This window comes from Mesonia maritima (assembly GCF_042433895.1).
GTDB lineage: Bacteria > Bacteroidota > Bacteroidia > Flavobacteriales > Flavobacteriaceae > Mesonia > Mesonia maritima.
The window spans coordinates 39,892-52,432 of record NZ_JBHLUA010000012.1; the positions used below are offsets into that span (position 1 = coordinate 39,892).

The following is a 12,541-nucleotide window of genomic DNA, read 5'->3' on the forward strand; positions in this document are numbered from 1 at the left end:
ATCGAAGAAATTATTCCATAACACCTGAACCAATTGCCGGATCTCCACGATAAGTACCTACGTTTACTTTAGGAACTGTGGCATTATAAGTTTCATTTACCTCTTCAATAATTTTATTTGCAATTACCGCATATCCACGAGGAGTTAAATGAATTCCATCTAATGAAAAAGCGCCGCCGGTTGCAAATTCTGAAGTTATAATTCCACCGTCATACATTACTCCGCCGTTCGCTACGTTATTTAAAAGTGTGTTTGCATCTACGAATGCGAGTCCTTTGGAAGTCGCTATTGCTTCAATAGTTGCGTTATAAGTTGCGGTTACCGTAGCAATTTCTTCCTGTTCAGCAGGAATCAACACATGCTGATCTTCCATTGGGTAAGAAACGCCATTAATAGATAATTGCCCTGCCAATTCTTGAGGAACACCTAAACCTACTAATTCCTGAACTCTTTCAGTATTAACCGTACCAATTGCACTTTGACTTGTTAACAGAATTAAATCATTTTCAGTAGCTTGACGAGCCTGACCGTATTGCATTCCATAAATTGTTGCTTGTGTTTGCGGAAGTCCACCTGCCATTAAAACCTGTGTTAATTGCTCAGAAATATCAGTTAACGATTCATCCTGAATTACCACCGCGCTTGGACCTGTAGTTGAAAATTGAATTGAACGCTCAGGAACCCCTATAAATGCAAAAGCCTGATTTAATTGCGCATACGTCTGATTTAATTGCGTGATTCGATCGCCTAATGCTGCCGGTGTAATAGGGTCAAATGGAATCCTTGTAAAAAAAGGCGTAGCTGCCACATCAGGAATATTAATAAGAACTCCGCCACTAGCTGAAGCAGTTAACGCCTCAACTTCTTGCGAGTAAAAATTAGCAAAAACGTTAGGGTCGGTAATATCATTACGATTATATGTTTTAGGGTCTAAATTCCCGGTTTGATTTACGCCTACTCCACCAGAAGTCGCGTAACCAAGAACATCGTTATTTCCAATCCATAAGGAAAAGAATGTAGGATTTTGCGCAACTGCATCTTTTAAAACTGTAGTTTCTGCTGAAGAACGAAATCTTACAAAATATGGATTAGCAGTTTTAGGTTCAGCTTGTAATCCTGCAGCATTTCCATAACCTGGCGCTAATAATTCATAACTTTTTGCCCCTGGAACACCCATATTATTAAATGATCCAGAAAGTGTATTAGTGATTTCTGTAGATGGCGTTCCTTGAATATTTGTAGGAGCTGGGCTTCCACTTGCACCAACATCTAAAATTAATTTTGTATTTGTAATTTGTTCTCCATTCAGCAGCAAACCACCAATATTGTCTGACATTAAAGGTTGGGTGAATTCTCCGCCGCCTACAAGTTTAAATTGTTGTGCTAAAATATTAGGATAAGAATTTTGCTGCCCTTGAATATACAAAGCATTATCAGCAAAACCTGCAGTTAACGAATTTCCTAACGCCACATAATTGCTAAAGTCCGCTTCCCCACTTGAGTAATAATCACCATCTTCGACAGATTTATCGAATTCAGGTTCACACGAAACCAAGGCTACTCCTAACGTAACCGCGGTTATATATTTTATATAATTTTTCATATTTATTTTTCTTAATTATAGTTTTACAGTAACTCCTAAGCCCGGTAAAAAAGCATTGCTCTTATAAGTTCCTCCAAAAGAAACATTTTGCCCGTTTTCTTGGTAATAATCATACGATTCTTGCACTTCTTCAAAGCGTAAGTAAACAAAAGAAGCATCTACAGCTATACTTGGGGTTATTTGATAAGAAAATCCTCCTGTATAACCATGCGAATCATTTCTTGGTGTTTCTGGAGCGAAATAACCTGAACGAACAGGAGATTCATCAAAATAATAACCTAATCTTAAGGTTAAATCTTCTAAAGCTTCATATTGAATTCCGAAACGATAAGTTGATGAATTCTTATAATTTCTAGGATTTACCGAATCTGGAATTCCCTCTGGAGCGAAGTTAATATCTAATGAATTGTAAACTCCCCACATCGTTCTGTTATAATCGAATGCGAATAACCATTTATCACAAAATTCATATGATAACCCAACGGTAAATTCAGCAGGAAGTGGTAAAGAAGCATCAAAAGCAACCGTTCCATTTTCTACAGGAGCTAAAGGAGAATTTGGAATATTGCTAAACGTTGCATCACCATCTTCCGCTTCTAAAATAATTTCTGAACGGTAATTCATTCCTATTCTTAATTGCTCTGTAGGATTAAACATAAAACTTGCCGACCAACCCATATTGGTCACATTCGAAGCATCAATCTCTACATTACCGCGATTGCCTTCTTCGTTGGTTAAGGTTCGGTTAATATTACGGTTAAAATTAACACCGCCAGTTACAAAAATTGGCCCTCCTCCAACGCTAAAATATTCTGAAACTTTTAAAGACACCAACGGTTGAATATAAATAGCTTGTAAATCAATATCGTTAATTAAATGAGAACCAGCCCAATCGGTAGGATATTCTACACTACTTCCGTAAGGTGTATACGCACTCAAACCTACCGTAAACCAATCGGTTACTTTATAAGAGGCATACACATAAAAAGGCGTACTTAAATTATTTTCGGTTTCAGCAAAATTTCCAGTTTGTGTATTTTGCCATCGAACATTAGAAATAACTCCGGTAACTCCGGCTGAAACATTCAGCTTATTTTCTAAATAAACCAACCCAGCGGGATTAAAAAATGCGAGTTCTGCACTGTTAACAACTGCTACGCCAGAATGCCCCATCGCTAAAGCGCGTTGTCCTTGCGTGCTTACACGGTAGCCACCTGCATAAATTGAAGCAGAAAATAAAGCTATTACCGCGAAAAGTAAAGATTTTTTCATAAGTAAATTAAGGTTATAAAGGTTTGCTGTTTACAATCCCAAATTAAGAATTTAATTGATTTAATCGATTAAATTTACAAAATATTATGTAAGCATAGTAAATTTATGCTAAATTTTTAAGATAGCCAATGACGATTTCATAAAATTCGTCCATTTTTTCGGCATGAACCCAATGTCCAGCTCCTTTAATGGTGGCAAGATTACTCTTCGGAAAATGTTTATTTATTAAATCTCTATCTTCTTCTTTAATATACCCCGATTTTTCTCCATTTATAAAAAGTGTCTGTTTCGGATAGATTTCATTTTCTTCCAACGCAATTCCGACATTTTCAATTTTTTCTTTTAGCACGGGTAAATTCATACGGAGAGCGAGTTTGTTTTTTTCTTTCCAATAAAGATTTTTTAGTAGAAATTGACGAACGCCCCATTCTTCTATATATTCTTGAAGTTTTTCATCGGCTTCTCCGCGGGAAGTTAATTCACTATCACTTAGCATGGTGAGTCCTTCTAAAATGGTTTGATGATGCGGCGGATAATATTTAGGAGCTATATCTACAATAATTAATTCTTTTAATAATTCGGGAAACATTACCGCAACTTTCATTGCAGTTTTCCCGCCCATAGAATGACCTAACAGAATTATTTCTTCTAAATTATGCGTTTTGCAGTATTCCTGAATATCTTCAGCCATAAGTTTGTAACTGAATTCTTCGGTATGTGGACTTCTTCCGTGATTGCGCTGATCTATTAAATGAACTTGGTAACCTTCGTCTGCAAATTTTTTAGCTAAAGTTTTCCAATTGTCGCCCATTCCTAAAAATCCGTGGAGTATTAAAAATGGTTTTCCTTCTCCTATTATGTTTGAGTGTAATTTCATAGTTACTTTTTTATCAGCTTATTTTAAAAGTTTTAAATACTGCTGAATTACATTTTCCAATCCGTCATAAAGTGCTTCCGCAATTAAGGCGTGACCGATGGAAACTTCCAACAAACCGGGAACATTTTCTTTGAAATATTTAATGTTTTGAAGCGATAAATCGTGCCCAGCGTTTATTCCCAAACCTAACTCTTGCGCAATTTTAGCACATTCAGCATACGGTTTTACGGCTTTTTCTTTATTTCCTTTGGCAAATTGAACAGCGTATTCTTCAGTATATAATTCTATTCTGTCGGTTCCGGTTTTTTGGGCTCCTTTAATCATTTCAGGATCGGGATCTACAAAAATCGAAGTGCGAATATTATGCTTTTTAAATTCAGCAATTATTTCTTTTAAATATTCTTGATGTTTTATAGTATCCCAACCTGCGTTTGAAGTTAACACATTATCATCATCGGGAACGAGTGTAACTTGTGTGGGTTTATTTTTGAGCACCAAATCAATAAAATCATCAAACGGATTTCCTTCTATATTAAATTCCGTAGTTACAACAGGCGCTAAATCTCGCACATCTTGATAGCGAATATGACGCTCATCGGGTCGCGGATGAACGGTAATTCCTTGAGCTCCAAATTTTTCAGCATTTTTTGCAGCTTCAACTACGTTGGGGATATTTCCGCCGCGCGCATTTCGAAGCGTTGCAATTTTATTTATATTAACACTTAACTTTGTCATCTTTACAGTTTTTTAACTACAAAAATACAAAGTTACCGAGCTTTCATGTGCTATATTTTAATTAATTTGCAAGAAAACCTGTGGCAATGAATATACAAACTTATATTATTAATGATGTTGAAATTCAGCCGTTAGATGCGCCTATTCAAAATTTAAAAGATCTTTTTAACGAGCTTACATATAGCCACTTGGCGATCGCGGAAAAAGGAGAGTTTATAGGTTGTATTTCTGAAAATGATGTACGCTGTTTTGACGGAAAAAAAAGTATTAAAGATTATCGCCACGCAGTTGAAACTTTTTTTGTTCGAGAAAATGATAATTGGTTAGATATTTTAGAGGCTTTTGCAAGACAGAATACCAATTTTATGCCGGTTTTAGAAGCCGGAACTAATAAATATATCGGATATTTAGAACTTAGTGATATTATTTCAATTTTTAACGAAACGCCATTTTTAAGTGAAGTTGGTTCGGTGTTGGTGATTGAAAAGGGGTTTAAAGATTATTCGTTTAGTGAAATTACGCAAATTATCGAATCGAATGAAGGAAAAATTCTCGGGCTTTTTATTAGTCAGCTTTCACAAGATTTAGTTCAAATCACTATAAAAATCGGGCTTTCTAGTATTAATGAAATTATCCAGTCGTTTAGACGCTATAGTTATAAAGTAGTTAGCAGCCATCAAGAAGACACATTTCTGAAAAATTTAAAAGAACGTTCAGATTATTTGAACAAATACCTCAATATTTAATTTTATGAAAGTAGGCATTTACGGACAGTTTTATCATGAAAATTCCGGAAAATACATTCAAGAATTACTAGACCTTTTGGAAGAAAAAAATATCGAGGTGGTAATTGAAAAAGAATTTCTAGAAATAATTCACAAGAAGGATTCCATTAAAAAGCAATACTCAGAATTTTCAACTTTTAAAGAATTAGATTCAAGTTTCGATTTATTTTTCAGCATCGGCGGAGACGGAACAATTTTAAAAAGCGTCAATTTTATAAAAAACTTAGACATTCCCATTGTCGGGATAAATACTGGAAGATTAGGTTTTTTAGCTACTATTCAAAAAGAAGAAATAAGCGAAACTATTTCTTCTATTCTTCAAAAAAAATACAGTATTTCCAGAAGAAGTTTGTTAACAATTGCAACATCTCCAAAAAACGAAGGTCTTTCTGATATAAATTTCGCATTAAATGAAATTGCGATAAGTCGGAAAAACACCACCTCTATGATTACAATTGAAACTTGGCTAGATGGAAAATATTTAAATGCCTATTGGGCAGACGGTCTAATTATTTCTACGCCAACCGGCTCTACAGGCTATTCGCTAAGTTGCGGCGGACCTATAATTAATCCTGAAACCAACGCACTTGCAATTACACCCATTGCACCACATAATTTAAATGCTCGCCCATTAGTAATTCCAGATGATATTGAATTGAAATTAAAAGTTTCCGGTCGCGAAGATGATTATCTTGTCTCTTTAGATTCTCGCATCACGAGTTTAGATAAAGATACCGAAATCACCATAAAAAAAGCACCTTTCACTATCGGACTGGTTTTACTTCACGAAGACAGTTTCATAAAAACATTGCGAAAAAAATTACTCTGGGGCGAAGATAAACGCAACTAAAAACAATAAAACTTCCGGAAATTTGTTAATCATAGCGAATACAAATCTTTATTAAATTAAGTTAGAGAAAACTTAATTCATATATTTGCAAACTTTTGAAAATCTATGAGATATTTAACGGTAGTAATAATTATGCTTTTATATAGTAGTCAATTGCAATCGCAAACCTATGAAGTTGGCCCTTATGTTGGGGCTGCTAACTTTATTGGCGATGTAGGCGCTACCAATTATATAAACCCAAACACGTTAGCTTTTGGCGGCGTTTTTAAATGGAATAGAAGCGAACGCCATTCCTTTAGACTTAGCATAATTCATGCCGATTTGGAAGCAGACGATCTGGATTCTGACGAAACAAGGAGACAATTAAGAGGATATTCCTTTAAAAATTCAGTAACTGAAGCCTCTTTAGGAATTGAATATACTTTTTGGGAATGGAATTTACATAATTTTAAACCGCAAGTTACACCTTATTTGTACACCGGTTTAACAGGAATTAAGTATGACGATTTTTATCTGAATGCCAGAGAAGAATTAACCCGTAACGATTCCAAAATAAATATGGCGATTCCAATGGTTATTGGGATAAAAGGAACCTTAGACACACATTGGGTTTTAGCTCTAGAAATAGGAGCGCGCTATACGTTTACCGATAATATTGACGGAAGTAATCCCGAAGAATTTGATGGTGGGCAAAATTTACCTAGTTTCGGAAACCCAAACACAAACGATTGGTATATGTTTACCGGAATCACGTTAACTTATACCTTCGGAAGGAAACCATGTTATTGTAATTTTTAAATGAATATAAAAGACCAAGTAAATACCGAAAAACTTCCGCAGCATATCGCCATTATCATGGACGGTAACGGTCGTTGGGCAAAACAACAAGGTTTGCTTCGCGTAGTTGGTCACGAAAAAGGAACATTTGCGGTTCGAGAAAGCGTAGAATCTTGCGCAGAATTGGGCGTAAAAAACCTTACTCTTTTTGCATTTTCAACAGAAAACTGGAACAGACCAAAAATTGAAGTTAGAACATTAATGAAATTATTAGTTTCTTCCTTAAAAAAAGAAATTAAAACATTAATGGATAATAATATTAAGCTAAGTGCAATTGGCTGTCTAAATAATTTACCTGAAAAAGCACAAAAAGAATTACAAGAAGTAATAGACAAAACCGCCAATAATTCACATATGACGTTAACTTTAGCTTTAAGCTATGGTTCGCGCGAAGAATTATTGACTTGCATAAAAAAAATAGGAGAAAAAATTAAAAAAGGTGAAGTTGCTATTGAAGCTATCGACGAAAACCTTGTCCAACAAAATTTATATACCCACAATCTACCCGATGTAGATTTATTAATAAGAACAAGTGGCGAACAGCGAATTAGTAATTTTTTACTTTGGCAAATCGCTTACGCAGAATTATATTTCACCAAAATTTTATGGCCCGATTTCAGAAAGGAACATTTAGTAGAGGCTATTTTAAATTATCAAAACAGAGAACGACGATTTGGAAAAACAAGTGAGCAACTCAGTTAGCGCATTGATGACTAAAAAAATAGTTATTTTTTTTATAGGTTACCTTGCTTTCAGCCTTAATCTTTCGGCGCAAGATATTCCTCTTGCAAACGGCGAGCAATATACCGTTGGTGAAATTACCGTAACCGGAAATACTGGCTATAACGAACAAACCGTTATCGCTTTTACAGGTTTACGTAAAGGCGAAAAAATTTATATTCCGGGCGATAGAATAAGTCAGGTAATCAATAAACTTTGGGATTTAGGTCTCTTTAGTGATATTAACCTTTATTACACTATTAGCGAAGGAAACGTAGCGAACTTAGAGCTCGAAATTCAAGAAGTTCCCGAATTAAACGAAGTAACTATAAGCGGAAATAAAAAGAAAAAGCACAAAGAAAAGTTTATTAAAAAGAACGATTTAGATCCCGGAACAAAAGTTACCGAAAACTTAATCGCGACTACTCGAAATAATATCGAAGAATTTTATAGTTCAGAAGGTTATTTAAATGCCGATGTAGATATTAGAACTATTCCTGTTCAAGACACTCTAGAAGGAAGCACCAAACAATTAGTAGATTTAGATATTGATATTAATGTTGGAGAAAAAGTAAAAATTAGCGCGATTAATATTGAAGGAAACGAAGTCTTTAGTGATGGAAAAGTAAGAAGACAAATGTCTACCAAACGCAAAAACTTCCTTCGATTCTGGAAACGTTCAAAATTTATTGAAGAAGATTACGAAGAAGATAAACAAGAAATTATAAAAGAATATAAATCTGAAGGTTATCGTGACGCGCGAATTATTTCAGATAGCATCATCAAAAAAGATGAAGAAAACATCGCTATAAACCTAAAAGTTGAAGAAGGCGACAAATATTATTTTGGTGATATTTCTTTCTTAGGAAATAGCGTTTACACCGATAAACAACTAAAACAAGTTCTAAAAATAAAAAAAGGTGACACCTATAACGGGACTTTATTAGAGCAACGCATTGCTGACCAAACAAAACCCGACGCAGATGATTTAACTAACCTTTACCAAAATAACGGTTACCTTTTCTCACAAATTAATGCGGTAGAAACTCGAGTTTATAATGATACTATCGATTTTGAAATTCGAATTAGAGAAGGAAAAGTCGCGTATTTTGATGAAGTCGTGGTAAAAGGAAACGACAAAACAAACGATCACGTAATTTATAGAAATTTAAGAACACGGCCGGGAGAGCGTTACAGCAAAAGAGACGTTGTAAGAACTGTTCGAGAATTAGGTCAATTAGGCTTTTTTGACGCTCAAAAATTAGCGCCAGAATTCAAAAACGTAAATCCTAATGACGGAACATTAGATCTAGAATATAATGTTATAGAAAGCGGCGCTAGCCAAATTGAACTTCAAGGAGGTTACGGTGGTGGTGGTTTCGTCGGTACCTTAGGCTTAAGTTTCAACAATTTTTCTTTAAAAGGAATCTTCGATAAAGATGCATATCATCCACTTCCAATGGGTGACGGTCAAACTTTATCTTTACGAGCACAAGCGGCTAACTTTTACCAAACGTATAGTCTATCTTTTTCTGAACCTTGGTTAGGCGGAAAAGAACCAATTCGATTAACAACTTCATTTTCGCATACTGTACAATATTTTTATGATGCTGTAAATCGTGATGCGAACAGAGATCGTCGATTTTTAATTACAGGAGGTTCAGTTGGTCTTGCAAAACGATTAACTATTCCTGATGATTATTTTACGGTTTCTAGCGCGGTTAGTTACCAACATTATTCTTTAAAAAATTATGATATTGGTCTTTTCAATTTCCCTGACGGTCACGCGAACAACTTTGCGATTACTTTAGGTTTAACAAGAAATAATCAGTTTACCAATCCTATTTATCCTAAAGGCGGCTCTGAATTTAGTATTACCGCAAAATTTACTCCTCCATATTCACTTTGGAATGGCGTAGATTATGGAAACCTAGAGAATAATCCAGCATACCAAACCAACGGACAACCTGATCCTGCAAAAATCGACCAGAAACGTTTTGATTGGTTAGAATATTATAAAATCAAATTTAAAGGAGATTGGTACAACAGTATTGTTGGCGATTTGGTATTAAGAACAAACGTAGAATACGGATTTTTAGGAGCCTATAATAACGAAAGAGGAATTCCACCATTCGAACGTTTTTATTTAGGAGGTGACGGTTTAGGCGGTTATAGTTTAGACGGAAGAGAAACTATTCGTTTACGTGGTTATCCAAACCAATCTTTAACGCCTATCGATCGCGATCCAACTTCTGGAGCAACTCGAAATGACGGGGCAACAATTTATAATAAATACTCGTTAGAATTACGTTACCCTATCACACTAAATCGTTCTGCTTCTATCTATGGATTAGCTTTTGCTGAAGGTGGAGCATCGTATGATGGATTCAGAGATTTTAATCCATTTCAATTAAATCGTTCCGCTGGTTTTGGAGTTCGTATATTTATGCCAGCATTCGGTTTATTAGGAATTGACTTCGGATACGGTTTTGATCCAATCCCGGGCACTTCCTCTGGCGAAAGTAGTGGTTGGAGACCTCACTTTATAATAGGGCAACAATTCTAATTTGGCACGATATTTTCTAAGAAACTAATACATGATGAAAAAAAGTCTTTTAATACTACTAATCGGGTTCATTTCGAGCTTTCAATTGCAAGCGCAACGTGGCTTAAAAATTGGTTATGTTGATATGGACTATATTTTAGACAATGTTCCTGAATATAAACAAGCCTCACAACAACTTAGTGGAAGAGTTCAACAATGGAAAGCTGAGATTGAATCGAAAATGCAGAAGGTAAAAGATATGAAGCAGAATCTCGAAAATGAGCGTCCGCTTCTTACCAAAGAATTAATTGAAGAACGCGAAGAGGAAATTAAATATGAAGAAGACCAAATTGTAAAATATCAACAAGATAAATTTGGGCCGCAAGGTGCTTTTATTACGCAGAAAAGGCAATTAATTCAACCAGTACAAGATCAAGTTTTTAACGCCGTTCAAGAAATTGGACAAACCCGAGAATATGATTTTATCTATGAAAATTCAGCAGATGCGTTAATGCTATTTTCAGCTAAAAGACACGACATCAGCGACCAAATTTTAGCAAAAATTACACGATCTTCACGCAAATTAGAACGCGAAGAACAAACTGAAAATAAAGAAGGAGAAGATGAAAATGCTGCTCCAGAAGAATACAAATCGGTTATTCAAGCTAAAGAAGATAAGATAGAAGAGCAACAAAGAGAAGAAAAACGACAAGCGATTGAAGACAAACGTGAAAATGAAATGAACGAGCGTCAACGTGTTCGTGATTCCATTAGAGAAGCAAAACGTCTAGAGTACGAACAACGTCGCCAAAAAATGCTTGAAGAGCGCCAACAAAGAAGAGATTCAATTGAAAAAGCTCGTAACGCTGAGAGAAATAATAACTAAATAGAATAATCAAACAAAAAGTAAGAACACAATTTAATTCAAAACAAATGAAACAATTTAGAACATTTTTAATAGCCGTATCGTTTATTGTAGGAGGAATTGCCTTTGCAAATGCACAGAACTCTAAAGTTGCTCATATTGCGACACAAGAATTAATTGAGTCGATGCCGGGTTATCAATCTGCAATGTCACAGTTAGAAAAACTTCAGAATACGTATAGAAGCGATATTGACGATTTATTAAAAGAAGCTCAAAATAAAAATAAAAAATATCAAGCTGAAGCTACTCAGAAAACTGAAGAAGAAAATGCAGAACGCGCTAGAGAATTGCAAGCTACGCAACAAAAAATTATGCAATATCGCCAAACCGCACAAGAAGATCTTCAGAAAAAAGAAACAGATCTTTTAAGACCGGTTTACGAAAAAGCTAGAACTGCTATTCAAAAAGTAGCGAGAGATAAAGGATACGATTACGTGTTAGATTCTACTACTGGAACCGGCGTAATTTTAGCTGATGGTTATAATTTATTACCAGACGTAAAAAAAGAATTAGGAATTCAATAACCTAATTTTCCAAATATTTAAAAGCACTTCTTATTTTTACAGAAGTGCTTTTTTTTTGCTCAAAACTTAACTTATGAAGAAAACAGATCCTATCGGAATTTTTGACTCTGGCGTTGGCGGAACTTCAATTTTCGCGGAGTTACATAAGCTTTTACCAAATGAAGATACTATTTACCTCGCCGATAGTAAAAATGCTCCCTACGGCAATAAAAGCAAGCAGGAAATTATAGATCTATGTTTCAAAAACACCGACTTTCTTCTTCAGCAAAATTGTAAAATCATTGTTGTAGCGTGCAATACAGCGACTACTAATGCTATAAAAGAGTTAAGACAGCGTTACAAAGTTCCTATTATTGGGATTGAACCGGCCATAAAACCCGCAGCACTAAATAGCCGAAAAAAAGTCATAGGAATTTTAGCTACCAAAGGAACACTTTCTAGTGAATTATTTTTAGAAACCTCAGATGAATTCGCGAAAGGAATTGACGTAATAGAAGTTATTGGAACCGGTCTGGTAGAAGCAATTGAAAAAGGTGAGCAAAATACTGCGGAAACAAAAAAGCACTTACAAAGCTTATTAGAACCAATGCTAACTAAAGGAATTGATTATCTTGTCTTAGGCTGTAGTCATTACCCTTATTTAATTCCGCAACTGAAAGAAATTTTACCTGAAGAAGTTTTTATTATCGATTCCGGTGAAGCGGTGGCAAGACAAACCAAAACGGTTTTAAAAAGTTTAAACCTTCTTTCGGAAAAAGCTTCTAAAGAACCTGTTTTTTACACCAATACTAATATTAATGTGTTACAGATGCTTTTAAAAACCTCTACCAAAAAAAGGTTTAATAATATTTCTTATTTAGATTTTTAA

12 protein-coding genes are annotated in these 12,541 nt (G+C 34.9%); 8 read left to right on the plus strand and 4 right to left on the minus strand.

Annotated features, from left to right (window positions below; translation table 11 throughout):
- Positions 1 to 10: 10 nt before the first annotated feature.
- The 4 genes from ACFFGL_RS06960 to ACFFGL_RS06975 form a co-directional block, all read right to left on the minus strand.
- Positions 11 to 1,603, minus strand: a complete 1,593-nt coding sequence (locus ACFFGL_RS06960; protein WP_309727110.1) for a G-D-S-L family lipolytic protein — start codon at positions 1,601 to 1,603, stop codon at positions 11 to 13.
- Between the two features lie 15 nt (positions 1,604 to 1,618).
- Entirely contained in the window at positions 1,619 to 2,875 is a 1,257-nt protein-coding gene (locus ACFFGL_RS06965; protein WP_309727109.1) for an OmpP1/FadL family transporter, read from the minus strand.
- Between the two features lie 103 nt (positions 2,876 to 2,978).
- Positions 2,979 to 3,752, minus strand: a complete 774-nt coding sequence (locus ACFFGL_RS06970; protein ID WP_309727108.1) for an alpha/beta fold hydrolase — start codon at positions 3,750 to 3,752, stop codon at positions 2,979 to 2,981.
- An 18-nt stretch (positions 3,753 to 3,770) separates the two neighbouring features.
- Positions 3,771 to 4,487, minus strand: coding sequence for a pyridoxine 5'-phosphate synthase (locus ACFFGL_RS06975; RefSeq protein WP_309727107.1), 717 nt, complete (start codon positions 4,485 to 4,487; stop codon positions 3,771 to 3,773).
- An 86-nt stretch (positions 4,488 to 4,573) separates the two neighbouring features.
- On the opposite strand from ACFFGL_RS06975, the gene ACFFGL_RS06980 reads away from it, so the two are divergent.
- The 8 genes from ACFFGL_RS06980 to murI all read left to right on the plus strand — a co-directional run bounded on the left by ACFFGL_RS06980 (position 4,574) and on the right by murI (position 12,541).
- Positions 4,574 to 5,233: a CBS domain-containing protein gene (locus ACFFGL_RS06980; protein ID WP_309727106.1), complete on the plus strand. Its 660-nt coding sequence runs from the start codon at positions 4,574 to 4,576 to the stop codon at positions 5,231 to 5,233.
- A 4-nt stretch (positions 5,234 to 5,237) separates the two neighbouring features.
- Entirely contained in the window at positions 5,238 to 6,122 is an 885-nt protein-coding gene (locus ACFFGL_RS06985; RefSeq protein WP_309727105.1) for an NAD kinase, read from the plus strand.
- A gap of 105 nt (positions 6,123 to 6,227) precedes the next feature.
- Complete coding sequence (gene porG, locus ACFFGL_RS06990; protein WP_309727104.1) at positions 6,228 to 6,920, plus strand: type IX secretion system protein PorG; 693 nt, start codon at positions 6,228 to 6,230, stop codon at positions 6,918 to 6,920.
- Positions 6,921 to 7,661 carry an isoprenyl transferase gene (locus tag ACFFGL_RS06995; RefSeq protein WP_309727103.1) on the plus strand — a complete coding sequence of 247 codons (741 nt, stop codon included), beginning with the start codon at positions 6,921 to 6,923 and terminating at the stop codon, positions 7,659 to 7,661.
- 7 nt (positions 7,662 to 7,668) lie between these two features.
- Positions 7,669 to 10,245 (plus strand): BamA/OMP85 family outer membrane protein, encoded by a 2,577-nt coding sequence (locus ACFFGL_RS07000; protein ID WP_309727102.1) that lies wholly within the window; start codon positions 7,669 to 7,671, stop codon positions 10,243 to 10,245.
- Between the two features lie 34 nt (positions 10,246 to 10,279).
- Entirely contained in the window at positions 10,280 to 11,110 is an 831-nt protein-coding gene (locus tag ACFFGL_RS07005; protein ID WP_309727101.1) for an OmpH family outer membrane protein, read from the plus strand.
- A gap of 47 nt (positions 11,111 to 11,157) precedes the next feature.
- A complete protein-coding gene (locus tag ACFFGL_RS07010) occupies positions 11,158 to 11,673 on the plus strand; it encodes an OmpH family outer membrane protein (protein WP_309727100.1) in 516 nt (171 codons plus the stop codon).
- A gap of 73 nt (positions 11,674 to 11,746) precedes the next feature.
- Positions 11,747 to 12,541, plus strand: a complete 795-nt coding sequence (murI, locus tag ACFFGL_RS07015; protein ID WP_309727099.1) for a glutamate racemase — start codon at positions 11,747 to 11,749, stop codon at positions 12,539 to 12,541.